Origin of the sequence: Burkholderia sp. WTPI3 (assembly GCF_021483755.1) — a bacterium.
Taxonomy (GTDB): Bacteria; Pseudomonadota; Gammaproteobacteria; order Burkholderiales; family Burkholderiaceae; genus Burkholderia.
This window is the reverse complement of the sequence record NZ_JAGIXF010000023.1, coordinates 1-23092: the sequence shown is the minus strand read 5'-3', so window position 1 is coordinate 23092 and position 23092 is coordinate 1. Positions and strand designations below refer to the sequence as shown.

Here is a 23092-nt window from a genome sequence, read left to right as displayed (position 1 = left end):
GCCTATGCGGCTCGCTCGGTGATGAGCGCGTAGACGTCCTTGCCGTCGAGACTCACCGAACGTGTTCCGGTAAAGAGCGATTGGGACTTGCGCACCACTTCGCACTCGGCGATCTGGGCCAGTGCAACGAGGTCGTCCAGGCTGAGGGGCACGCCGGTAGACCTAATGCTGACGACACCTTTCGGCGGCTCACCATGCGTCCACGGCGTAATCTGGACGTCTATCGTCGCGATCCGCGACTCGCCACGCCACACGCCCGCGCCCTCGACGGTGTACCGGAACTGGCGCAGCTGCTCACGCAGTTGTGCGGCGCTGACAGCAGTCACGCTCGTGCGCCCCGCGTCGACCAGGTAACAGTCGAGCTCGCGCGTGAGACCGAGGGCCGCGTCCAGTTCCTCGTGCATCTTCGGATGGCGGCCGAGCTGGACCAGATGCGTACCGCTCACGCGCACCACCCAGCCGTACAGTCCACTCGCGCAGGTGCGCGTCAGGTACGCTCGATCATGCGTAAAGAAGTCGGCCCGATAGTGCAGAAGCCTGCTGTCGGGCGCTTCGACGATTCGGCTCATCGCCGCGAACACGCGCTCGACACGCGCGGCAACGGCCGAGGTTCTGCGTGCGCTCGCGATCGCGCCATGGGCGATAGACGCGGAGGAAAGGTCCAGTTCAGCTTGCATGCGAATCTCCTGCGGATGGAAAGAGGGAAAGTTGATCAGCCGCGAGATCCGCAGGATCTGCGGACAGGACTTCGGCAACCCAGTCCGGCTTTTCGCGCTCGCCCGCCCACGCTGCGGCGAACGTGGAAAGGCACGCCCGGCAACACTGCGCCCGGTAGGACGGCAACTGCACCGGGGCATAGACAGCGTGATGGGCCGGCCCATCGCCGCGCGGCGCGCCGCAAAGCGTCGTTCCGGCGAGAGGGCCGGTGTACGTGAGGTGGATCGGCGGCACATTGCCGATGGAGGCGGCCGGTGCATGCTGTCCCGCGCGGAAACGTTCGAATCCGCCTTGCTCGGCCTGACGGTGGCTGGACGCGTGGTTCGCCCGTTGCTCACTCGTGTATCGCTGGAAGGTTCGGCTCGCCGGGTATTGCTTGCGGTACTGTTCGAAGTCCATCATGTGCTCCTGTGTGGTGTGCTGACCGGGCCCCTAGATTCAGAGTCCCGGCGTAGAGTGGTTCTGCCGAGATAGCGGGCTGCGCTTCGCTGCTGCCGCCGTTCCCCTGAGTTCGTCGTCCCGCGACAAAACGTGCGAGGGCCGGCGCCGGGTCAAGGAGATACGCGTGGGGGTGGTGCGGGATGGAGCGCAGCGACTGACACGGCCCCGCGCGCCTTGACGCGGCAAAGGCCTGAGCTACGGTCGCGGGAAGTGGACGGCGAACGAGGGGGACGGGGATGTCGGCAGCAACTCACGCGCGAGGCAGAACGCCGCGCGGCGAGCGCCTTCTCGCGTAGCAAGCGGTAGCGCAGCGCAGCGACTTTTCAGGGGTTGAAGCGCAGGACGGCAGGACTGCGTGCGGCTCAAGGTCCGGCGCGCCGCTTGGTTGGACCGGCTTGCCGGGCCACGGCGCGGCGGCTGATGTGGGGGCAGGCGCCGGCTCAGAACCGTGCCGAGATCCTCGGTTCAATCAGGCTGTAGAGGACAGCGCTTTGCTCAGATGTGAGGCCGACGGTCAGCGCATGGTCGATACAACGGATCGCAAGGCTTCTCGCCTCAGGTTCGAGCGAACGGAGCGCGAAGAGGCTGCAAACCATGTCGGGGTGCACGATAGACGCGAGGACGTCGAGGAGCTGGTCATCCGAACCGGCAGTATCGGCCTGGAGAAGCGCGACCGCGTCGGAAATGGGCGAAGGAAGGGTAAGGTTCATGTGACGCCGAGTAGATGAGGTCGAAAGTATACTGGCCACGCGTCGAACTCACCACCGCTCACCCGCTTCCCGAAATCGCACTGGCTTACAAAATATACTCACAGTAATAAGTGATTAAAATTGTAAAAAGGTATTGCACGACTGCATGCTTGTGCGGTTTAATAGCTTCACCCCGATCGCTGGGGTACGAATGCAGTTCTCTTCCATGAAAAGGCAGTCGAAGGCCCGCGCAAGCGGGCCTTCGACTTTCTGGCGTCGTGTAACGCCGTCTCCACGAGAGTCGATCGAGTCCGGCCAGCAGCCGCTGGCACGGGCGTACGTGGCTGCGACCTCAAGCGATTCCGCGCCGATCGTCTTGCCGTCCGGCGCCCTGCCCTTGTCGAAATCCGAAGGCTCGGCACCCTGTGGCTGGGCCGCAAAATAGCCTGATTGCGTGCGGCCGCGCAATCCGTTTTCTACGTCGGGGCACCCCTACCCCTTCGCCCATGCCTTGCAGCCGCTCCTGCGGCCAGTACGCGGACCAGGCGGGCTAGATTGGGCCAAGGGGCGCCCCCTCACTGCCGTACTCGGGGTAGACGCTTGCGTACCGGTGAAGGTTCACGGCAAATGGCTCGCACACGAGCGCGTTGATTTACGGGGCGGTGAGCCGCCCCGTAAATCTTTTATCGCGCACTTAGGGATGCGCCGGGCCAGCGGCCCGGCGTAGCCCTTAGTGCCTGCCGCATATTGCCTGGCGGGAAGGTGGGGGTTTCGTTTCCCTAGCCCCGTAAAGGCCACGGTTCTTTTTGGGGGGTGGGGCCGGGTGGGTGGGGCCGGCTTTAGCCGGCGAACCCAGCACCGGGGGGCGGAGCCCCACTCGGTGGTGGAGCCGTCCCTGATCGCAGTTAAAACCAAGTTAAAAAAATAAACGGTTAACCGCGCGCGCGTTTACGGTTCGCAGAGCGCACGCCGGGCATGGTTTCCGGCGCCGTTGCGTGGTCCGATAGACACCACGCCGGTGGTCTGATAGACGCGTCGGCGGTGGTTCGATAGACGCGTGTGGTGGTCTGATAGACGCCTGACGGCGCAGGTTATCCACAGAATTGCATTGGGTGGCCCGATAGACGCGCGGGAAGTGGCTGAAAGTTCAGCGTTATGCACCCTGACTTCCGGCATTGATGCGTCTGCTTACCTTGTGCCGCAAGCGTTTCCAGGGAGTGGCAAAAAGCGGCGGTGCGCCGATAGACGCGCGCAGCGGTGGTCCGATGGACACTTTTCGCGGAAAAAAATCGTGCGCCTCGGTGGTCCGATAGACACTCGTTCGGGTGGCCCGATAGACACTCAGATTGCAGCCTACCCGCCGCTCAGAACAGCGAATCCTCGCCGTGCTCAACGGGAGTCTCGGCATCGACGGACCTGCGCCGCGCCTTTGGAGCCGGCGCAATGGCCAGGGATTCGGGCGGTAGCAGCGACAGGAAGGTACGGGCGACCTCGGGATCTCGGTAGGCCAGCCAGTCGTCGTACTGGTCCGGACGCAGGATGACTACGCCCCGCTTCTCGTTCGGAGTGCCGTCGGGTTTGAGATGCTTGTGGAATTGCCGCAGGAGGGGATGCTGGTCTGCATTCACCGTGAGCATCGTGAAGGAATGGGAGGTGTTCCCCTCCGGTTCGTCCCAGGCGCGCCACAAGCCCGCGACCGCAAGCGGCTCGCCGTCGGCAAGGCTGATCGCCCATCGCTCGGACTTTTGCTTCAGCACCGCCTTGATGAGTTCGTCGCGATTGGGGACGTCGAGATCGGGAAGCGGTGGGTATCGAGGCTCAAACACGCTTTCGGCCGGAACCAGGCAGAACTGGCAGGCCGCCCAGAACTTCGCGAAACTCGGCTTCGAGCCAACTGTCTCGCTACGTGCGTTCATGGTGTCGAAGTCGCGCACATGGGGAGGAATGCGCTTGCGCGGCTTCATCCCAAACGTGCCGAGCAGCGACTCGCGACCGCCGTCGGCTCCACGCCTGATGATTGGTGCGGGATAGTCGCGATAGGTCTCGTCCGGCCATTCGCCAAACGGCAGCTCGGCCTGGAAATGCTCGGCGTACCGGCTCCGCCTCGTAGGGACGTAGTTGACGCACACGGTCCGTGCCCTCCTTCGTCAGTCCGGGAATCATACTCCTGCGACGGCGGCCGCCGATGACGGCCGACCGTCAGATCTGCCCCCATAAGCCAATGCCGAATCCCCTCGCACTTTTGCGCGTGTGCGCTAGAATGGAAAACCTGTACATTTATACAGTGATCGAAAGCCGATGGAAGCCGCTCTTGCCAATCCGGAACTGATCCATGCTTCGCTCTGGCGGGCGTCGCAGCTTGCGCGCTCCGGCGCGCGCGGCATCGACACGGGCCATGCGGATCTGACCGCCGAACTGCCCGGTGGCGGCTGGCCCGCCGGGTGTCTCGTCGAACTGCTCGTCCAGCAGGCCGGGATCGGCGAGCTGCGCCTACTAGCACCCGTGCTGGGCCGCCTGGCCACGCGGCCGATCATGCTCGTCCAGCCTCCACACCATCTGCAGGCGCTCGCGCTCGCGTATTGGGGTGTAGATCCGGCCCGTTTCGTGACTATCCGTGCGCCCCGCACCGCCGATGCGCTGTGGGCCGCGGAACAGGCACTACGTGCCGGCACGTGTGGCGCCGTGTTGCTGTGGCAGGCGGCCACACGAGCTGACGCGCTACGTCGGCTCAATCTGGCAGCGCAGAGTGGTTCCGCGCTGTTTTTCATGTTCCGTCCGGTCACCGCCGCACGCAACGCTTCGCCGGCTCCGCTGAGGCTCGCGCTGACGCCGCGCCGGGATGGCGTCGACGTTGCATTCGTGAAGCGCCGCGGCCCTCAACTGGATAGGCCGTTGTTCGTGCCTTTGTCGCCCTCGCCGATATTGTTGAACCGTCATGTCAGTCTGGATCGGCGTGCATCTGCCGCACCTCACCCTCGAAGCGTTCCGGCCGCGGTGGCCAGCGCTGTCGCATGAAGACGCGCGTGGCCTCGTCGTCCTCGAGCGCGATCGCGTCGTCGCTGCGGACCGCGCCGCGCGGGAACTGGGCGTCGTCGCAGGAATGCGCCGCGGCGGCGTACTCTCGCTTGCGCCGGACGCCCAGATCCACGTGCGCGACGTCGCGCGGGAGGACGAGCTCCTGCTCGGCGTCGCCTATGCTCTGCTCCAGTTCACGGCTAACGTTGTGCGCGAGAACGAGCGCGTTGTGATTCTGGATGTGACAGGCAGTCTCCGACTGTTCCGCGGCGTTCGCGCCTTGCGACGACGTGTGCGCGAAACCATTTCGTCGTTCGGTGTGACGGGAGCAGTTTCCGTGGCGTCGTCCGGGCCCGCTGCGTGGATGCTTGCCCGAGGCCTGCGGGGTGGCACCGCAATGACCGCGCGGTCCCTGCGGCGCGCCCTGTCCCACGCGTCCATCCGCACCGCTCCGCCGGCGCGCAGTTATGTCGGGTGGTTCGACGAGCTCGGCTGCACGACACTCGCCGACCTGCAGCGGCTCCCGCGCGCGGGCCTCAAGAAACGCTGCGGCACCGCGCTGCTTGACTGGCTCGATCGGGTCACCGGGGATGCCCCGGCCGCGTACGAATGGTTGGAGACACCGCCGACGTTCAATGCGCGCCTCGAATTGCCCGATCGGGTCGAGCATGCCGATGCGGTGCTGTTTGTCGCGCGTCGGCTCATTCTGCAGCTGACTGGCTGGCTGTCGGCAAAGCAACTGGATATCACGCTGCTCGCGCTGTCGCTTGAACATGAGCGCGGCCGCGAGGCGATCGTGCCGACCGGGATCGAGATCGCGCTGGGCGCGCCCACACGCTTCGAGGAGCACCTCACGAGGCTAGTCAAGGAACGCCTGTCTCACGTCGAGCTTGTGGCGCCGGTGATCGCGGTAAGACTGGACGCGCGGCGTGTGCAGCCTGCCGCCGCACCGGCCGACTCACTGTTTCCTGAGCCGGGCGGCACGCCGCAGGATCATGCGCGCCTTCTCGAGCTGCTGAGCGCGCGGCTCGGCGCGGAAAACGTGCTCGGCCCGGCGCGGTTAGCAGACTTTCGCCCGGAAGTCGCAGCGCGGTGGACACCACTACAGGCCGCGGCCCGACCGTCGCCACTGCCGGAGGATTTGCCGCGTCCGGCCTGGCTGCTGGAACAGCCAGTCGAACTGCTTATGCGGGGACACCGCCCGTTTTACGGCACCGAGTTACGCATGGCGTCGCCAGGCGAGCGAATCGAGGTCGGCTGGCAGGACAACAACCTCGTCACGCGTGATTACTTCGTGGCCGAAGACGCGAACGGTATCTGCTACTGGGTATTTCAGGAGCGCGTTTCAACCCGCGACGAGCGTGAACCACGCTGGTTCCTGCACGGCCTGTTCGGATGACCGGCCATGAGCTCGCCCTATGGCGCACTGCCCCCGTATGCGGAGCTACAGTGCGCGACCAACTTCTCGTTCCTGCATGGCGCCTCGCGCGCCGAAGAGCTGGTTGCTCGTGCCGCCCAGCTTGGCTACAGCGCGCTCGCGATCACTGACGAATGCTCGCTTGCCGGGATCGTCCGCGCGCATGTCGAGGCGAAGTCTGTGGGTCTGCCGCTGATCGTTGGGTCACACTTCCAGCTCATCTCTGCCGACGGCACGCCCGCCCTCGCCTTCACCGCGCTTGCAATGAACCGCGAAGGCTACGGCAACCTCTGCGAACTGGTATCGCTAGGACGCACACGCGGCAAGAAAGGCACGTACCGCCTAGCACCGAGGGATCTCGAACATCCAGAACCGCCCTACTCGCACCTGCGCAGCCTGCCTGGGTGCGTAGCTATCCTGTCGCCCGCTTTCCCTGCGCGAGAGCAGCGGCTCGACGCCCAGGTGGAATGGTTCGCGCGCGTTTTCGGCGATCGTGCATGGATCGCGCTGACACTCCACGCGCGGGCGATGGACGATATTCATCGCGGCATCGTCGAGCTCGTCGCCACTCGCCATACCGTGCCGGTCGTGGCCACCGGCTGGCCCCTGATGCACGTGCGATCGCGCAAGCCCCTGCAGGACGTGCTGACTTCTATCAGGCTTGGGCGGCCTGTCGCAGAATGTGGGTACGACCTGGCTCCGAATGCAGAGCGTCATCTGCGGTCCAGATTTCGGCTTGCGAACGTTTACCCGGCAGGCGCGCTTGAGGAGTCCGAGCGCGTGGCGCGGCTCTGCACGTTCTCGCTCGACGAATTGAAGTACGAGTACCCCGACGAGCTGGTGCCGGCCGGCCGCGACGCGGCCGCATACCTTCGCGACGAGACTTATATCGGCGCGCATCGGCGGTTCCCGGACGGGATTCCGGTTGCAGTGCAGGCGCAGATCGAACACGAGCTGAAGCTCATCAACGAACTGAAGTACGAAGCGTATTTCCTGACGGTCTACGACATCGTTCGCTTTGCGCGCGCGCAGGGCATCCTCTGCCAGGGACGTGGTTCTGCCGCGAATTCGGCGGTCTGCTTCGCCCTCGGTGTGACCGAGGTTGATCCGGCTCGCTCCAACATGCTTTTCGAGCGGTTCATCAGCAAGGAACGTAACGAGCCGCCGGACATCGACGTGGACTTCGAGCACCAACGCCGCGAAGAAGTCATGCAGTACATCTACGCCAAGTACGGCCGCGATCGCGCAGCCCTGACGGCCGCAGTCACAACATACCGCCCGCGCAGCGCGCTGCGCGAGGCGGGGAAGGCGCTCGGCGTCGATCCAGCGATTGTCGATCGCGTCGCGAAGGCACATCACTGGTTCGACTCACGTGAGGATCTGCTGCAGCGCTTCGCCGAAGCCGGACTCGATCCCGAGGCATCGCTCAATCAGCAGTGGGCAGCCTTTGCCACGCAACTGCTCGGTTTTCCACGGCACCTGTCGCAACATAGCGGCGGGTTCGTCATTAGCCGCACCAAACTTTCGCGTCTCGTGCCGATCGAGAATGCCGCGATGGATGGCCGGACAATAATTCAGTGGGACAAAGACGACATCGAAGCACTGGGCATCCTGAAGATCGACATCCTCGCGCTCGGCATGCTGTCGATGGTGCGGGGCGCGCTCGAATTGATCTCGGAAAAGCGCGGCGAGCCATTCGAGCTGCAGGACATCCCGGCCGAAGATCCCGCCACGTACGACATGCTCTGCGATGGCGACAGCATGGGCGTGTTCCAGGTCGAGTCGCGGGCGCAGATGTCGATGTTGCCGCGTCTGCAGCCGCGGTGCTTTTACGATCTGGTGATCGAGGTCGCGATTGTGAGGCCGGGTCCGGTCCAGGGCGGCATGGTCCATCCGTTTCTTCGCCGGCGGCAGGGCCTCGAGCCCGTCACGTTCCCGTCCGAAGCGATGGAGAAGGCACTGAAGCGCACGCTGGGCGTGCCGATCTTCCAGGAGCAGGTGATGCAGGTCGCAATGCTTGCGGCCGGATTCTCTGCAGGCGAAGCCGACCAGTTGCGCCGGGCGATGGCGGCATGGAAGCGCAAGGGCGGCCTCGAGCCTTATCACGACCGGCTCGTGAGCGGGATGCTCTCGCGCGGCTACGATCGCGAGTTCGCCGAGGCGGTGTTTTCGCAGATAAAGGGCTTCGGCGAGTATGGCTTCCCTGAAAGCCACGCGGCGAGCTTCGCCCTCCTTGTCTACGCAAGCGCATGGTTGCGCAGGCACGAACCAGGCGTGTTCCTGACTGCGCTACTCAATAGTCAGCCGATGGGTTTCTACACGCCCTCTCAACTGCTGCAGGACGCCAGGCGCCGCGGCGTGCCTGTGCTGCCCGTCGACGTCACCGTCAGCACCTGGAATTCAACGATTGAAGGCGACACGACGGCCGCGCCAGTGCGGCTCGGCCTGTCGTTGCTGAACGGCATGCGCGAAGACGCCGCGGCACGCATCGAGCTCGCACGAGCCGTTCGTCCCTTCGTCGACGTCGCGGATCTGGCGCGCCGCGCGCAGCTCGATCGCCACGACCTGCAGGTCCTCGCGCGTGCGAACGCCCTGCGCACGCTGGCCGGGGCGAACCGACGCAATGCTCTCTGGCTGGCTGCGGCCGCGGCGCCCGATTGGGACCTGCTGCGCGACACTTCGCGTGACGATGCAGTGCCGGCGCTTGAGCATGCCTCGGAAGGTGCTGAAATCGTCACCGACTACCGGGCGATGGGTTTCACGCTCGGCCGTCACCCGCTCGCGCTGCTGCGCGATCGTCTGCGAATCGATCGACTACAGACAGCTGCGGAGCTCGCGTCGCTACGTTCCGGGCAGATCGCGCGAGCGTGCGGATTGGTAACGGTGCGGCAGCGCCCGGGTACGGCGAACGGAGTGCTGTTCATGACACTGGAAGACGAAACCGGGCAAACGAACGTGATCGTCTGGCCGGCCCTGCTGGAGAAGTATCGGCGGGAGGTCCTGGGTGCGTCGCTGCTGGCCGTCTACGGTGTGTGGCAGGCAGACGGCAAAGTGCAGCACCTGATTGCGAAAAGGCTGGTTGACCGGTCAGAGCTGCTCGGCAACCTGCCGACGTCGGCTCGCGAGTTTTGTTGATACCGGGGCGGGGCCGCTTCTCCATGTGGGCTCCCAGACTACGTTCCTTAGAAATCCGTTGACCTTAGTACTACAGTCGTAGATTTTTTACTATACTAACAATATTTAGTACTACTATATTTGAAAGCGATGCATTCGACGGCAAGAGCGTGGGAACGTGAACTGGAGGCGCTACACCTGCGGCTCGGAGAACTGTTCAGGCGCCCGGAGCCCCGACGTCGGTCTCTCGCTTACCTGAAGGGCCTGCTGGGCACAGTCGAGCGCAAGAACGGCTGGCAACTCGCCGAATGGATCGGCGAAGCAACGCCTGATGGCGTGCAGCACCTGCTCGAGCGGGCGCAATGGGATGCGCATGGCGCGCGCGATGTGCTGCGGGAGTACGTCGTTGAACAACTGGGCGAGCGTGACGCGGTGCTGATTGTGGACGAGACCGGTTTCGTCAAGAAGGGGCAGCACTCGGCCGGTGTGCAACGGCAGTACAGTGGCACGGCAGGCCGTATCGAGAACAGCCAGATCGGCGTGTTCCTCTGCTATGCCGGTCGCGGCGGCAGCGCGTTTATCGACCGCGAACTGTATGTGCCCAAGGCGTGGACCGATGACCGTGTGCGCTGCGAGGCAGCGGGCATTCCCGAGGCGGTGGAGTTTGCAACGAAGCCGCAGCTCGCGCGCAGCATGCTTGAGCGGGCGCTGGACGCAGGCGTGCCGTGCGGCTGGGTCACGGGTGATGAAGTCTACGGCGGCGACCGTCACCTGCGGCTGTGGCTCGAGTCGCGCGGCCAGTCTTTCGTAATGGCCGTCGCGAAGAACGAACCCCTGTGGTGGCAGGGTCCCGACTACGTACGGGCCGACCGGATCGCCGAAGCCTTGCCGGCACGGGCATGGCGACGCCTGTCAGCAGGTGCCGGCGCCAAAGGCGAGCGCATGTATGACTGGGCGCTCGCCCCACTGTGGCGTCTGCAGATCACCACAGAAGAGCGCCGCTTCGGGCATTACCTGTTAGTGCGGCGCAGCCTGGACGAGCAACGCGAGCATGCGTATTACGTCGTATACGCCCCTCGCAGCAAAGCCACACGGCAAACCCTAGTCAACGTCGCGGGCCGCAGGTGGGAAATCGAAACCGGCTTCGAGGCAACCAAAGGCGAATGCGGGCTCGATCAATACGAGGTACGCCAATGGCAGGGCTGGTACCGCCACATCACGCTGGCGCTGCTGGCCCATGCCGTGCTCGTCACCCTGCGGGTGCGCGCCAAAAAAAACGCCTGAAGATTCGGTGCCGCTCAGTGTGCAGGAGATACTCCGGCTATTGTGCCGCCTGCTATGGCGCGGCGCTCACTCCATCGAGTACGTGCTGGCTTGGTCGACATGGCGGCGGAGGCACCAGTACCGCGCCCAGCAGTGTCACTACCGGCGTCGCGGCTGCGCACCTCCTGCTTTGTTTTATCTACGGCTGTAGTACTAGTCAGAGGATGATTCGCTGGCAACTCCCATCGCAGGCATAAGGAAGGCCATGATTGCTGCAAAAACCCATACAGCCAATATCAGATACGGAACCATTCCGAGCAAACTCAGCGTAAATTCGGTTGCTCCACCATTTTGTTCCGCGGCCCAAACGTTCGCCATGTATGCGAAGCCAGCCATACCCGATGCCCCACCACCGAAGAGCGCGGGGAACCATACTCCCGTCCAAAAGCAACGTGCCAGCGTATAGAGAACAGACAGAGAAAAAATGATTACGTCTATGGCTGGTAGATTCATCACGAGGCTGCCCGATTTAGACAGACCCGCTATTACGGTGATAATTACGCCCAAAACAACTGCGCCACCCAAGGAAACCATAAATCCGGTTCCGATCTGGTTCCCTATGCTCATCTTATTGGGCTCACTCTGTTTAAGTTGTGGCATTTTTATCCATCTCCTTATCTCGTTAGGTGGGTGGCGTCCATTCCACTTTTCCTTCTTTCCTACGGTTAGTGTAAAAGGGCCCGGCTCAGTCGCTCGGGATTAGCTCGTATTGGGCATTGGCCTGTGCACCGGAATCCCATCGCCGCAGAGCGGAATACCATTTCAGCAGCTTCTTTGACAGCAGCTCGCGGTGAATACCGGCGACCAGCTGTTGGTCCTGTCGGCGGTTATCGCGATCGCAACGAAAGAAGACAACCATCGCCTTGTCGTCATCCAGCGCGATGTGGAACTCCGGCAGTTTGTCTGCCTCGATTGCTTCTATCAGGTCACGCCGGAAGTATTTAAGCGCCTGCGCGGAGCCGGACTTTTCGTGTAGTTTCTCCAGGCGGATCTTGAACCACAGCTTGTCGCCGCAGTGTTTCTTTGCCAGATCGTAAAGCCGGCGCTCGAGCCCTTGCCGGAGTCCGAAGTAACCGGGATGGATCATGAGCACGCGGCGGTTTTTCAGTAAGTCAAACGTCCATTCCGACAGGATTAATTCGACTTCAAGTGCCCCCTTCTTGTTGGCCGTGTACGAGATGACCTTGTACTCGTCGATCAGACCATATCCGGCGAGCGTCGGGTGGATGCCGTTCTCGTTCGCGCCAGGCCTGACGGAGTCGAAATTGGTCTCGATGGTGGTACCCCGCAGTCGCCGGCAGCTGTCGACGATGCGCTGATACGAGGCTCCCCCCGTACTCCGGTTGGTGTAGTTCAGGAAATCGCGGACCTTGAAGCGGATGCGTCGGGACACGGGCTGCCCGGCATCGGCCGCCTTGCAGATCAGCGTTGCCGCATATACGAGCAGGTCCTTGTCGAAAATATTCGCCGCACCAACCGCGCTAGGGAAACACTGATCAATTCGGCTTGGCGGTCATCGCTGACGAGGCCAAGGGCGTTGTAGAAAGAAGCTCACGGAACGGACCCACGACGATGCAGCGGCAGATCGGTTTTGCGGAAGCGGAAAGTGCGGGCAAGAAGCGGGTGACCAAGCGTCAACGCTTTCTGGCCGAGATGGAGAAGGTCGTCCCTTGGTCGCGGCTGCTGTCGGTGATCGGGCCGTATTACCCGAAGGGCGAGCGTGGCCGGCCGCCGATTGGCCTGGAACGGATGCTGCGGATCTACTTGCTGCAGCAGTGGTACGGGTTGTCGGACGAAGGGCTTGAAGATGCGCTCTACGACAGCATCGCGATGCGCGCCTTCGCGGGCATCGACCTGGCGCGCGAGAACGTGCCGGACGCCACCACGCTGTTGAAATTCCGGCGCCTGCTGGTCGAGCACGCACTGACGCGAAAGCTGTTCGACGAGATCGGCATCGAGTTGTGCGAGCGCGGGCTGATGATGAAGGAAGGCACGCTGGTGGATGCGACGATCTTCGAGGCTGCGCCGTCCACGAAGAACGCCGGGAAGAGCCGTGACCCGGAGATGCATCAGACGAAGAAGGGCAACGACTGGTATTTCGGCATGAAGGCCCATGTCGGCGTCGACGCCGACTCGGGTCTGGTGCATAGCGTGGTCACCACGGCGGCCAACGAGCCGGACGTATCGCAGGCCCACGCCCTGCTGCACGGTCATGAGCAGGAAGCGTTTGGCGATGCGGGCTACACCGGCGTGGACAAGCGCGAGGAGATGAAGGGCAAGACGGTGAAGTGGCACGTGGCGCTCAAGCGCGGAAAGATCAGGGCGATGCAGGAAGGTCCGCTGAAGGACCTCGTGATCGCGGTCGAGCGAACCAAGGCGCAGATCCGCGCCCGGGTCGAGCATCCGTTTCATGTCGTGAAGAACCTGTTTCGTCATCGCAAGGTGCGCTACAAGGGTCTAGCCAGGAACACGGCACAGCTGTTCAGTCTGTTCGCGCTGGCGAACCTGGTGATCGCGAAAAATCAGCTGTTGTCGACTCATGGGAGCAATCCGTCATGTGTGTGAAAAACGCGGGAAGTGAGGCCCGAATACGAGCGAAACTCACCTCGCATGTCGTCAAATTCCTACGTCAATCTGAAAATTGCAACCTGCCTCGTCCGTTATGCGGACGACAGGCTCATTGATCAGCGTTTCCCTAGGTATGATCCGCACGATCTGCTCGCCGTTCCTGTAGACCCGGTCTCGCGTGTCCTTGCCTTTCTGCAGCGAGAAGAGAGGGAATTCGAGAGAATGCAGATCCTCGCGCGGCTTCCACGTGGCCGCGAGCTGCTCGCCCTCGAAAAGCTCGAGCTGCTCGGCATCGAATTCTACGTCGTGAGGCGGGGCTGCCTCTGCAGCCGGTCCGTCGCGCAAGACGACGACGCTGCTGATGTCAGGGAGCTTTTCCCCCGGGAGACGCCTGTGCCCCGGAACTGGCCCTCGCAGTGAGTAGCTGCGTTCTTGTTCGACTGTACTCATTCTCTCCTGCAAACCCCGATTTCACTCCAGTTTGCTCGTCTGTGTCTGTAAGGCTTTGATGACAGACGTCAGAGCCGACTGGACCTTCTTTGTGTCTCTGGAGCGTTGCGCAGACGAGAGAAAAGCCTCGAGCGGCTCGATGATCGTGCTCGGCACCTCGAAGCCGTGCTTCAACCATAAAATCACATCCGCTTCCGGCAGATTCAAGGACAGCAGCCCTTCGTAGTAGCGCGTCACCAGTTGATTGACCCGCTGTCGGGTCACCGCGTAGGCCCGTGCGACGTCGGCTGCTGGCTCGCCGTTGACGATGACGGCGCGCGCTATATCCCGGCTGCGCTCCGTGAAGTGCTTTGTCCCGTATTCTCGTGCCTGCTCACGCATGGCGGCATCAAGTGCTGAAAAACTCTTAGCTGTAAGGCGGAAAGTTGCCAAGGTTGGTTCCGATAGGTTGACAGGCAACGGTAAGGTCCTGTCAGCCCTGTCCCGTTGCATTACAGCGTCCAGTTGCCCGGCGCCAGAGGATGAATTTCGCGTTCGGTATCGTACCCGAAGTCGTCTGGCAGGACGCCCGTCTTCCGGCTCGGATGCAGCCTGTTCAACAGTTCAAGTGGTCCACTCGAATTTAATTCAGCACTGAACCTGTTCAATATTCTACCTGCGGTTTCGGGTCCAATGCCAACCAGCGCCGAACCGGCCAGGTCAACGAAGGCGACGTACAATCGCCACTCTGTGTCCTCGGGGCTCACGCCAGCGGCCGCCAGGTCACGGTGCAGGGACCGCAGACGTTCGATCGCGCCCGTCCCGGTTTCGTAGATTTCCTCTACTCGCCAGATCACTGCATTTTTCGGATCGGCGCTCGATACCCGCTGCTGCCTTGGCCGTGCTGGTGGATTTGAGCGGAGGGCTGCGGCATCGTCGGAACCTTCGCCGGCGGCGTCGCGAAGTTCCGGAGCGGTTCGGACAGCAAGCTCGCTACTGGCATCAACGGTCCGTACCTCGGCGGCCGCTGCAGATACCGCAGGCTTGAGCGAAGCAGGTTGCGGTGCGGTTTCCTGCACCGACGTGGCCGCGTCACCGAGCGGCGAGGCAGGCGCATCCCCGGGGGGCGGTCCGGGCTGTCGCAGAGTGTTCAGCCGCGCCTCGAACGTCTGTCGCCCAATTTTCCGCCCTTCCCTCATCTCGGCTGCAATCTCGGCAGCAACGTCGGCGCTCACGCCCTCGATGTCATCCATCTTGTTTGCCGCTTCGATGTCGTCGAAGAGGTTCGCGTCAAACAACTCTCTAGTGATCGGGCCGTACTTCTGGAACCGCAGGTGTTTCGAGACCCACGATGCGCTGCGCTGTTTGCCGTTCGGAGCCGCCCAGATCCGTGCGGCCTCCTCCCGACCGAACCGCTCGACGTCAGCGGCCAGTCCGGTCGCGGTCTCCTTCAGGTTGAGTCCCTTGCGGTCGATGTTTTCCGAAACCTGGTACATACGGAGTTTCAAATCCGGGGTATCAGCCGGAAACACTTTGGCGGGGATTTCGGTCCACCCGTTCAGGATGCTTCCACGGACGCGCCGCTCGCCAGCGATCAATTCGAAGTCGGCCTCGCCCTTGATCTCTCTCAGGAGGACAGGCGTATGAACGTGGCCGACCACCTTCAGGCGCTCAGCGAAGTCGGCAATATCTGAGAAGTCGTGACGCACCTGGGGTTTGACGCGTATTCTCGCGACTTGTACTACCTGGCTCGTCGCGCCGGTCTCTTTTTCGATCTGCGCGCGGGCGGTTGCGGCACGGGTGAGGACTGACAGGGAGGAGAGAGTCCCGGTATTTGAGAGCTGCTGCATACGTGTACCTCTTCTTGCTTGTTTTACAGGCCGACTTTCCCGAATACGGCGTCGCAGAAGGCGCGCATTTCTCTGGCTGCCTTCCTGTCGCTCTCGCCGCGCTGATGCTTCCAGACCGGGTGAAAACTGGTATGGCGGACGCCGGCCCTGTCCTGGAGTTCAACGTCAAGTACGGCGCCTTCGAAGGTGTTTCGCACGGTAGTTCGCATTGAGAGGTCAGCGGCACGCCGCGGGTTTACTTTATTGAGCAGGACGCCTAGAAGTTCGAGCTCTGGATTCAGCTCGCGCTGCACCAGTTCGAGCTTCAGCGACATGCCGAGGAGACCGCTCATGCTGTCGATGTCCATATCGGTAGGTATCACCACGTACCGTGCACAGATCATTCCGCCGATCACCAGATTGCTCATCGTAGGCGGAGTATCGATCACGCATAGGTCATACTGCGACGAAAATCGATGGAGTGATTCACGCGCCGTAAGCGCACTGTCGAGTGGCCAGGTCAGCACATCGGCGAGCTCGGGCGTTGCACCGATGAGCGAAACGTTTTTCATGATCGGCATTGGCTCGACCGGACTGTCCGGTTGGTACAGAAGGTGTGCGCTCGCACTCGGCGCAATTTCCGGCAGGCCCATCTGCTCCCAGCTCAATGCGAAGCCGATCCGTTCAGCGTCTGGCTGCGAGAGTCTCTGTTGGTACAGAAGAGAATTGCTAAGGTTTCCCTGGGGATCGAGGTCCACCGCGAGAGTCCGCAAGCCACGCTCAATCGCAGAAAAAATTAGATGACGCGTGGTCGTCGTCTTTCCGACGCCGCCTTTACCGTTAGATATTGCGATGATCTTCATTATTTAGGCCTCACACGCGTGCGAGGCAGTCGACCGGCTGAAACACGCGGCCCAACGTGTAAAGGACAGCTAGCCAGTTTGCAGCGTAGAGGTTAACACGGGCCGACTCTGCATCGGTGTGCGGACTTGTAACACTGTAGTGACAGCCATCCTGAAAGCGGGTCACACGAGCCGTAGCGCTGCGTGTATCCACGTCGAAGCAGATCCACGACTGGCGACGCCCGCGGGCCGTCGTCTGGTCGTGCGCGATCTCCACCTCAAGATGCCCATTGCGAGCTTCGTCAATAGTGCAATGCACCGCCATATCTCCGACGATCCGAGGGGGAGCGAAGTGCGTGCGGCTCGCGTTCGATTCGAGGTTCGGAATCAGGTCGGATAGGAGTTGGAAGATGCGGGTCTGCACATTGTTCGACATGGAATTCTCCAATTCTTGTTGGCTCTCTGCCATTGATTCTCATCATCGGCTTCGACGTATCTGGATCATATTATTAAATATGTTGACGGTCAATGGATGTGGCGCAGCAGAATCAAGATAGCCCTGGATTGGGGGCTCCTCGTTAGATAGAATCTGGTCTGCACTGGAGACATGAAAGTGCGCGGCCAACCGTCACTGCGCGGGCTCGCCGGTCGCTCGTCCTAAAGAGCACTTGAACATAAATTAATCAGGTGTGGCGGTGATCAAATTTCGCATGCGAAACTCGAACGTAGGCGGTATTACAAGGGATCAGGAACAGATCGTGTCGCTCATTGATGCAGGGCTTTCTCGCCGCGAAGTCGCGGAGCGGCTGGAGATGTCGCCAGCGGTGGTCGGCCGGCAGATCGCGCGGGTACGCGAGAAGGTCCGCGCCGGTCTGTACGCTCCCCCTCCCCTGCCACTCGAAGCTGTATTTCCTACCGAGACGAGACCATGATCCGCTTTATCCTCTGCCTCTTGGGGCTGCTCTTCGTTCAGGCCGGGATCATGGGCCAGATGCAGCCCAAGTCCGGAGACGTGTTCACGAGCTTTGGCGACGGGCTGCGCGCGGCGGTTGCGTATGACACAGGTTTGGTCCAGCACGTCGAGAGCCTGTTCAAAACAGGCTCGTCAGCCCCATCTGTCAGCTGAATTACAGGGGGTGCATTGGATGGCCTGCGTAGCTAGTCCGAAGCGGTGGACGACGCGCTCGCGCGTCTGCAAACGGATCAGAGCCGAAACGAAGCGGCGTGACAACTTCACGCCTATTTTCTTCGCCGCTGTCTCTACAGTCTTCTTCGAGATTGTGTTCGTCGTGCTTTTCCACGCCGACCCGGAGATGCGCCTAATCAACTACGTGTTGTCTGGATTGCTCGTCTTTGGGGCTGTCGGCGTTGCGACTGACGCCAATGTGAACGCATAGGCGATGGATGCTGCGGCGCAGCATCCATCAACGGCAAAATACGGATACCCGATTTATCGAGACCTTCTTTTATCTCGATTGGTGCCGGGCCCGTCAGGCTGAGCCGCCCGCGGCCGTCTCCCAACTCGTCGAAGCGGGGGCCTGAGGGGAAGGGAACCCAGTCCATTATCGGAGCGCGCCTGAGTGTGCAGAGGGAAAGCGTTTCAGCATCTCACGCATGCGATGGACATGGGTCAGCGACGCCGGCCCTCCCTCACCGGTCTCTGGGGCGTTGTCGACATTGGCGATCCGGCTCGGCACCGCGTGTTTCTCCACTGGGGCAGATCCGAGAGGCCGCAGGCGCCCCTTTACGATGCCACGCGCGAGATCGAGAAGCGCTGTGCCGGCTGCGGACCGCGGGCGGCTTTCGTTCGGACAAACCACGGTTGCAGAGAGGGCGTCATCGCTGATTGTCACGCGAATTCGTGTCTCAGGGTCGAGGAGGATCTGGCCGGCGTGACGGTGTAGGGCGTCGGTCAGTTCGGTTTGCTCGGCCTCCTGGACGCGGGACCGCTCGACCTCGTCGCGGCGTTGCCGGGCCTGATAGCGGAAATCGACGGGTTTTGAAAGCAGGGCTCTCAGATAGGCGATAGGTGCAAATGCCTTCCGCAGGGGCTCCCAGCAGGATTCGACGACGTCCGATAGGCGCTTCCCGGCACGGGTGGCTTCGCCCATGAGTTTAAAGACGAGGTTCTTATTGAAACCCAGCGAAGTGAGGCGGATCAGGTCCGGAGGGAGGGCGCCTGGTTGTCTCTTTTGTAAAGAGGTTGGGTAAACCTCCCTGTATATAGCACCGTCTGCCACGGTGGCAGGCGGACTGGCCCCGCCGTTCTCTTGGGCGCCCAAGGAAGGCTTGGGCTGATCGTCGGCGCGGTGCTCGGGGGCTTCGTCAACGGGCGGGCGGACTGCGACCGCAGGCTCAACGAAGCCCAGCAGCAGGACGGCTTTTTCGGTCAGGTGGAGGTATGCCCGTCCAAATCGCCCCTCGGCGTCGATTCGTTGCTGGGGGGCTCGCACGATTAGGCCGGCGGCCTCGAGGTCGTCGAGGGCACGGTAGAACGTGCGCATGGACTGCATGGCCCGGCCAGTCAGCAGCGTACGGCGGGCGAAAATCGCAGCGTAGGGCCGGTTGGACAAGACGGTTCGGGCGAGGGCGGCGAGAACGGCGCGCGCGCGTGCTGAGAGTCCTTCCATGTGTGACGCGCGAAACGCGGCGCGGAACGTTGTCCAGGGAAGGTTGGTCGCATCGCAGCTGAATTCGGCTCGGGCCTGTGAATCCGCCGCGGAAATTGAGAGGGCGGTTGCGTCGGGGTGAGCTTCACCCTCGCCAGCAACTTGAGGTTGCGCGATAGACATATCCAGCGTCCATTTCAAAAAAATGGCTGGTCAACGCTTGACTGTCGATCGCGATCCGCTACACTCGGAGGTGTCCTATCTCTTCCGGTTCCAGCCGGTTGAGTGTAGCGGGCGAGGTTCCAGCCAAGCCCACATTCGCAAAGGCCTCGGTTCCAGCCGAGGCCTTTGTCTTTCCGGGGTCGTCTCAGCTCATCATCAGCTCCATAGTTGCTCGATTCCTAAGTGGTTGATTTTTCGGCGGTTACGACTCGTAAGTCCGATCAGGAAAACGTTGTTAAATTCCTAACCTCTTGTTTCTTAGGGATTTACGACTCGTAACACCTCACACGTCTCGTTCGTTCAACTTCGTCTCAATGAAGAGCCGAATCTCGTTCGCCCACTCGTCAGCCCGCTCCACCTCGGCCTTCAGCCTCACACCGATTACGCCGTTGCGTGCCGTGATCTCGCAGTAGCTTTTCCTGCCGACCTTCACGACCAGAGGCTGACCGTGTTGCGCCGCTTTCTGTCGCGCTGGCTGGACAGCCTTCACGGCATCTTTCTGAAGGAATTTCTCGTCGGCCACGAGCCGCCTCACCGCTTCAATGACCAATGCTGCGCGACCATCTGCGGCGGCCCGGGCGAGTTGTGTCGCCGCTTCAGCGCCAAGCCGTTCAGGGCGCTCAGCCAGGATCTTCTTGGCTTCGTCAGGAAGGCCCTCAAACGAGAAAATGCGGCTTACATGTGCACCGGACAGCCCGGCAGCAGAGGCCAACTCTTGGCGTGTCAACGCGTCCGCCCCTTCTTGGAGACGCTGAAAATTGAGATACTTCTCGTAGTCCGACAGCGACGGCGCGAACAAATTGGAATAGAACCCGAGCCGTTCAGCTAGCTCAGGGTCGACGTTCGTGACAATCGAGTCGATCTCCTCGAAGCCGAGCTCCCGATAGATTGCGACACGGTTGTTGCCCGCGTTGATGTTCCAGTCGCCATCCGGGCGCTCTTCCAACACAACAGGATTCGCGAGCGGATATTTAGCCAAATTGGCCTTCAGCTCAGCGTACTGTTCTGGCGTCAGCTTTCGCCTCCGTCCTTCGACCTCGTGCATACGAGCAACCGGTCTCTTCGCCCGCGAGGCCCGTTCAAGCTCTGCCTTCAGTTCGGCGATTTCCTGTCGCTGTTTCTCCGCCGTAGCCTGCAGCTGAAATAGCTGTCCCGGTGCGGTTCGGGGTTGCATAGGCTGAGTTTCAGCAGCCTTTCGCTGATCCTCTGCCGTGACACTGATTCCCTTCGCCTTCGCGGCGTGTTCTTTCATCCATGAAGCCATAGTTAGCTCCCTCTCGACCAGCTGGCCGATACCTTATCGTCCACCCGGTCCACTAGCTGATCGACCGGGTTTCGAATGCGCCTGAGCGTCTCGGCAGAGACGTCGCTATTCGCAAGATCGTAGAACGTAGAAAAACGCATGTTCGTGTTCCGGGCGAGATCAGTCTCGGGAATCTCAATCGGTAAGACCCGCGATCCGTAGATCTGCGTGATCCATCCTTGCAGAATCTGCGCCGCCGGTTTTGAGGTCATACGCGTTACGAGCACATCAACGAAATCGAACTCCTTTGATCGCTCGTCGCCGAACGCCTTCATCCCGTTGATCAAGTCAGCAAACAGGTGCCAAAATTGCACCATCGATGCAAATGAAAGCATGTCCGGCACGACCGGGACGATCACACCATCAGCAGCAAAGACCGCGTTGATCGTCAGGTAGCTGAGAGTCGGCGCCGTGTCGATGATGATGTAGTCGTACGCCTCTTTCAGTTGTTCGAGACCGTCATGCAGGACCTGTTCGAACCGAACGCCTTGATCGGTTGCGGATGCCCGCGCGGGCAGCATGAACTCGGCGTTGAATAGCTCAGTCGAAGACGGGATGATGTCCACGTTTGGCCAGTAGGACGGCACTGGTAACTGGGTCATGTCGAACGACTGGTCGGAAAGGTACGCTTCGATCAACGGCATGATCGTCTGCGACGCGTCGACCTCCGCGTGCGGGTTGATTCCGTAAAGCGTGGTTGCGCTGCCTTGGGGATCGAGGTCAATATGCAGAACTCGCCTACCGCGGCGCATTGCGAGCCCTTGGGACAGAAGGGTCGAAGTAGTGGTCTTCGTGACACCGCCCTTGAAGTTGGCGACGACAATTACCTTTGCTGGACCCTTTCGCTGCACCGGTTTGAGCGAGGCCTTCACCCAAGCAATGGTGTCTTCAACGGTGAAGGCGCGCGGCGCGCCGGGTTTGGATTGCGTGCCAGGCGGCAGCTCCCCTTTCTTCAAAACGTACGCCATCCGCTGCTTGTCGATGCCGCACATCTCTTGCAGTCGAGTGGAGGAAATGGGGGGGGGCACTTTTCGCGGGAAAGGCTCAAGCATCTCGTCGCGTATCTTCTGCAGCATGACGTCCGAGAGCTGAGCGAGCTGCATCAGATCTGCCGCTGTAGTTTTCCCCGGCGGCAGAAGTGTCGTCATATCCATGTTTACCATTCCCGTCGATTGGACCGAAAGAGAGTTCTTCGACCAGTACGGTCGAATTTCGTGAAGCGTAGCCTCCGCGAGAGGTAAACGCAAGTTAACTTTTGCGGGGACACTACGCCTGAAAACCTCGCCAAGACAGGGATTGGGCGGATTTCTTAAGAACTTGCCTGAGGTTTAGACGCCCGATTTCTTTTCGCATGCGAAAAAGAAGTCACCAATTAAGCGCGATCGGTTCAAGATCGCCCTTCCGGGCGCTCCGCGCGACCAAAGCGGGGGGCGAATGGAATCCAATGTGCGATGCGGTGAAGCAACGGCTCACGAGGCCAGTACGTCGCCCATCAGGCCGGCGGTGCTTCTGCCGCCTCGTCCAGCGCCGCATCAAAAAACGCCTCCACCGCGCGGTACTGACGCACCGCGTCGCCCTTCGTGTACAGGGTGGTAGTCTGCAGGCTGGCGTGGCCCAGCAGTTCACGCTCGTCGCGCAGGTCGGCGCCGGCGTCGAGTGCGTGGTTCGCGTGGGTATGCCGCAGCCAGTGCGTGCTCGCGCGTTCCAGATCCGCGGCGGCGCCCGGATAGGCGGGGCGGAGCAGGGCGGCGGCACGCTGGAAGATCGCCTTGTAGAGGCGGGCGAGCGCGTCGGGCGTCAGGCGCCGGCCGGTTCTCAGGTGAGCGATCAGCGGCGTGCGCTTCGGCGCCGTCTCGAGGGTGCAGGGCTCCGGTCGCCGCAGCAGCGACGCTTCCAGCTCGTCCATCAGTCGCGGGGGCATCGGCACCCGCCGCTCGCGCCGGCCTTTGCCGATCACCCGCAGCGTCCAGGCGTCACCGAGCGCCGCATCGAGCGCCTTGCGCGACAGCCCGTCCGTTGTCGCATTGGCCAGTTCCTCCCGCCGCAGGCCGGTGGCATACGCAAAGAGCAGCGCGAAATAATCGCGTTGCTGCGCGGCGGTGTACCCGGGCACCTCGAGCGGACGCCGCGTCGCCTGCAGCACGAAGCGCCACTGGGCGTGTGTCAGCGTGCGACCGGCCGTGTCGATCGCCGGCTGCGCAGTGTCCACCTTCTGCAGGCCGTGAAACGGGTTGACGCGCAGGTACTGTTCCTTGACGAGCCAGCCGCACATGGCCGACAGCCGTTTGCGAGCCGTTTCCCGGGCGCGGTCCGACAGCGGACCGGTGAACGGCCGCCAGGCCGGATCGAACCGCTCGATGCGGCCGCGGCCGATCCAGCGCTCGGCCGGCTGCGGATCGGCCAGAAAGCCGTTGACGTACTCGCCGCAGTCCAGCGTGTTGAGTGACGACAGCGGCTTGCGTTTCACAACGATGGCCCACAGCAGCAGCCGCTCGGCCTCGCCGCGGTAAGCCCGGCGCGTATGTGCGCTGCGCGCGCCGCGCGTTTCGATCCAGGCACGGATCGCATCGAGGT

22 protein-coding genes are annotated in these 23092 nt (G+C 62.0%); 7 read left to right on the top strand and 15 right to left on the bottom strand.

Translation table 11 applies throughout. The features are described 5' to 3' along the window. Positions 1-2: 2 nt before the first annotated feature. The 5 genes from J7024_RS15045 to J7024_RS15025 all read right to left on the bottom strand — a co-directional run bounded on the left by J7024_RS15045 (position 3) and on the right by J7024_RS15025 (position 3976). Complete coding sequence (locus tag J7024_RS15045; RefSeq protein WP_234745211.1) at positions 3-677, bottom strand: hypothetical protein; 675 nt, start codon at positions 675-677, stop codon at positions 3-5. Further along, a complete protein-coding gene (locus J7024_RS15040; protein ID WP_234745210.1) occupies positions 667-1116 on the bottom strand; it encodes a hypothetical protein in 450 nt (149 codons plus the stop codon). The genes J7024_RS15045 and J7024_RS15040 overlap by 11 nt, the downstream gene beginning before the upstream one ends. 482 nt (positions 1117-1598) lie before the next feature. Then, positions 1599-1868 carry a hypothetical protein gene (locus J7024_RS15035; protein ID WP_234745209.1) on the bottom strand — a complete coding sequence of 90 codons (270 nt, stop codon included), beginning with the start codon at positions 1866-1868 and terminating at the stop codon, positions 1599-1601. Between the two features lie 114 nt (positions 1869-1982). Next, positions 1983-2315, bottom strand: coding sequence for a hypothetical protein (locus J7024_RS15030; protein ID WP_234745208.1), 333 nt, complete (start codon positions 2313-2315; stop codon positions 1983-1985). Between the two features lie 896 nt (positions 2316-3211). Further along, positions 3212-3976 (bottom strand): SOS response-associated peptidase, encoded by a 765-nt coding sequence (locus J7024_RS15025; RefSeq protein WP_234745207.1) that lies wholly within the window; start codon positions 3974-3976, stop codon positions 3212-3214. 169 nt (positions 3977-4145) lie between these two features. Between J7024_RS15025 and imuA the strand changes: the two genes are divergently transcribed. From imuA to J7024_RS15005, 4 genes are all read left to right on the top strand, one after another. Further along, positions 4146-4862: a translesion DNA synthesis-associated protein ImuA gene (imuA, locus tag J7024_RS15020; RefSeq protein ID WP_234745206.1), complete on the top strand. Its 717-nt coding sequence runs from the start codon at positions 4146-4148 to the stop codon at positions 4860-4862. Continuing rightward, the gene (locus tag J7024_RS15015; RefSeq protein WP_234745205.1) at positions 4783-6261 is read left to right on the top strand and encodes a Y-family DNA polymerase; all 1479 of its coding nucleotides are present in this window, start codon (positions 4783-4785) and stop codon (positions 6259-6261) included. The genes imuA and J7024_RS15015 overlap by 80 nt, the downstream gene beginning before the upstream one ends. Positions 6262-6267: 6 nt before the next feature. Continuing rightward, entirely contained in the window at positions 6268-9414 is a 3147-nt protein-coding gene (locus tag J7024_RS15010) for an error-prone DNA polymerase (RefSeq protein ID WP_234745204.1), read from the top strand. A gap of 129 nt (positions 9415-9543) precedes the next feature. Then, a complete protein-coding gene (locus J7024_RS15005) occupies positions 9544-10677 on the top strand; it encodes an IS701 family transposase (protein ID WP_442861903.1) in 1134 nt (377 codons plus the stop codon). Positions 10678-10869: 192 nt separating this feature from the next. On the opposite strand, the gene J7024_RS15000 is transcribed toward J7024_RS15005, so the two are convergent. Next, entirely contained in the window at positions 10870-11316 is a 447-nt protein-coding gene (locus J7024_RS15000) for a hypothetical protein (RefSeq protein ID WP_025496679.1), read from the bottom strand. 85 nt (positions 11317-11401) lie between these two features. After that, the gene (locus J7024_RS14995; protein WP_278500188.1) at positions 11402-12217 is read right to left on the bottom strand and encodes a replication initiator protein A; all 816 of its coding nucleotides are present in this window, start codon (positions 12215-12217) and stop codon (positions 11402-11404) included. Positions 12218-12288: 71 nt separating this feature from the next. Here J7024_RS14995 and J7024_RS14990 point away from each other — a divergent pair, with 71 nt between their 5' ends. Both J7024_RS14990 and J7024_RS14985 read left to right on the top strand, forming a co-directional pair. Further along, the gene (locus J7024_RS14990) at positions 12289-13281 is read left to right on the top strand and encodes an IS5-like element ISBmu23 family transposase (protein ID WP_007182917.1); all 993 of its coding nucleotides are present in this window, start codon (positions 12289-12291) and stop codon (positions 13279-13281) included. A 45-nt stretch (positions 13282-13326) separates the two neighbouring features. Then, complete coding sequence (locus J7024_RS14985; protein ID WP_234745203.1) at positions 13327-13704, top strand: hypothetical protein; 378 nt, start codon at positions 13327-13329, stop codon at positions 13702-13704. Positions 13705-13755: 51 nt separating this feature from the next. Here the strand turns inward: J7024_RS14985 and J7024_RS14980 are convergent, their stop codons facing one another. From J7024_RS14980 to J7024_RS14965, 4 genes are read right to left on the bottom strand one after another with little or no spacing between them, the layout of a single operon-like run. Then, a complete protein-coding gene (locus J7024_RS14980; protein ID WP_029675812.1) occupies positions 13756-14166 on the bottom strand; it encodes a TrfB-related DNA-binding protein in 411 nt (136 codons plus the stop codon). Between the two features lie 59 nt (positions 14167-14225). Then, positions 14226-15563 (bottom strand): ParB/RepB/Spo0J family partition protein, encoded by a 1338-nt coding sequence (locus J7024_RS14975; RefSeq protein ID WP_234745202.1) that lies wholly within the window; start codon positions 15561-15563, stop codon positions 14226-14228. A gap of 23 nt (positions 15564-15586) precedes the next feature. Continuing rightward, positions 15587-16405: a ParA family protein gene (locus tag J7024_RS14970; RefSeq protein WP_234745201.1), complete on the bottom strand. Its 819-nt coding sequence runs from the start codon at positions 16403-16405 to the stop codon at positions 15587-15589. Positions 16406-16415: 10 nt separating this feature from the next. Then, positions 16416-16820 (bottom strand): hypothetical protein, encoded by a 405-nt coding sequence (locus tag J7024_RS14965; RefSeq protein WP_025496661.1) that lies wholly within the window; start codon positions 16818-16820, stop codon positions 16416-16418. 492 nt (positions 16821-17312) lie between these two features. On the opposite strand from J7024_RS14965, the gene J7024_RS14960 reads away from it, so the two are divergent. Beyond that, complete coding sequence (locus J7024_RS14960) at positions 17313-17510, top strand: hypothetical protein (RefSeq protein ID WP_025496663.1); 198 nt, start codon at positions 17313-17315, stop codon at positions 17508-17510. A 436-nt stretch (positions 17511-17946) separates the two neighbouring features. Here J7024_RS14960 and J7024_RS14955 read toward each other — a convergent pair whose 3' ends face one another. The 4 genes from J7024_RS14955 to J7024_RS14940 form a co-directional block, all read right to left on the bottom strand. After that, the gene (locus J7024_RS14955; RefSeq protein ID WP_234745200.1) at positions 17947-19176 is read right to left on the bottom strand and encodes a Replication protein O; all 1230 of its coding nucleotides are present in this window, start codon (positions 19174-19176) and stop codon (positions 17947-17949) included. Positions 19177-19498: 322 nt separating this feature from the next. Next, positions 19499-20467, bottom strand: coding sequence for a ParB/RepB/Spo0J family partition protein (locus tag J7024_RS14950; protein WP_234745199.1), 969 nt, complete (start codon positions 20465-20467; stop codon positions 19499-19501). Positions 20468-20481: 14 nt separating this feature from the next. Further along, positions 20482-21672, bottom strand: coding sequence for a ParA family protein (locus tag J7024_RS14945; protein ID WP_234745198.1), 1191 nt, complete (start codon positions 21670-21672; stop codon positions 20482-20484). Positions 21673-22010: 338 nt separating this feature from the next. Further along, on the bottom strand, positions 22011-23092 hold a 1082-nt coding region (locus tag J7024_RS14940), incomplete at its 5' end, for a tyrosine-type recombinase/integrase (RefSeq protein ID WP_234745197.1).

What these genes read in the sequence shown, in the direction of transcription:
- J7024_RS14950 (WP_234745199.1), bottom strand. Translation starts at nt 20,467, where the DNA reads ATGAAAGAACACGCCGCGAAGGCGAAGGGAATCAGTGTCACGGCAGAG.
- J7024_RS15045 (WP_234745211.1), bottom strand. Translation starts at nt 677, where the DNA reads ATGCAAGCTGAACTGGACCTTTCCTCCGCGTCTATCGCCCATGGCGCG.
- imuA (WP_234745206.1), top strand. Translation starts at nt 4,146, where the DNA reads ATGGAAGCCGCTCTTGCCAATCCGGAACTGATCCATGCTTCGCTCTGG.
- J7024_RS15015 (WP_234745205.1), top strand. Translation starts at nt 4,783, where the DNA reads ATGTCAGTCTGGATCGGCGTGCATCTGCCGCACCTCACCCTCGAAGCG.
- J7024_RS14975 (WP_234745202.1), bottom strand. Translation starts at nt 15,563, where the DNA reads ATGCAGCAGCTCTCAAATACCGGGACTCTCTCCTCCCTGTCAGTCCTC.
- J7024_RS15010 (WP_234745204.1), top strand. Translation starts at nt 6,268, where the DNA reads ATGAGCTCGCCCTATGGCGCACTGCCCCCGTATGCGGAGCTACAGTGC.
- J7024_RS14960 (WP_025496663.1), top strand. Translation starts at nt 17,313, where the DNA reads ATGATCCGCTTTATCCTCTGCCTCTTGGGGCTGCTCTTCGTTCAGGCC.
- J7024_RS15040 (WP_234745210.1), bottom strand. Translation starts at nt 1,116, where the DNA reads ATGGACTTCGAACAGTACCGCAAGCAATACCCGGCGAGCCGAACCTTC.
- J7024_RS14945 (WP_234745198.1), bottom strand. Translation starts at nt 21,672, where the DNA reads ATGGATATGACGACACTTCTGCCGCCGGGGAAAACTACAGCGGCAGAT.
- J7024_RS14985 (WP_234745203.1), top strand. Translation starts at nt 13,327, where the DNA reads ATGTCGTCAAATTCCTACGTCAATCTGAAAATTGCAACCTGCCTCGTC.
- J7024_RS15035 (WP_234745209.1), bottom strand. Translation starts at nt 1,868, where the DNA reads ATGAACCTTACCCTTCCTTCGCCCATTTCCGACGCGGTCGCGCTTCTC.
- J7024_RS14970 (WP_234745201.1), bottom strand. Translation starts at nt 16,405, where the DNA reads ATGAAGATCATCGCAATATCTAACGGTAAAGGCGGCGTCGGAAAGACG.
- J7024_RS15000 (WP_025496679.1), bottom strand. Translation starts at nt 11,316, where the DNA reads ATGCCACAACTTAAACAGAGTGAGCCCAATAAGATGAGCATAGGGAAC.
- J7024_RS15005 (WP_442861903.1), top strand. Translation starts at nt 9,544, where the DNA reads ATGCATTCGACGGCAAGAGCGTGGGAACGTGAACTGGAGGCGCTACAC.
- J7024_RS14990 (WP_007182917.1), top strand. Translation starts at nt 12,289, where the DNA reads ATGCAGCGGCAGATCGGTTTTGCGGAAGCGGAAAGTGCGGGCAAGAAG.
- J7024_RS14965 (WP_025496661.1), bottom strand. Translation starts at nt 16,820, where the DNA reads ATGTCGAACAATGTGCAGACCCGCATCTTCCAACTCCTATCCGACCTG.
- J7024_RS14955 (WP_234745200.1), bottom strand. Translation starts at nt 19,176, where the DNA reads ATGTCTATCGCGCAACCTCAAGTTGCTGGCGAGGGTGAAGCTCACCCC.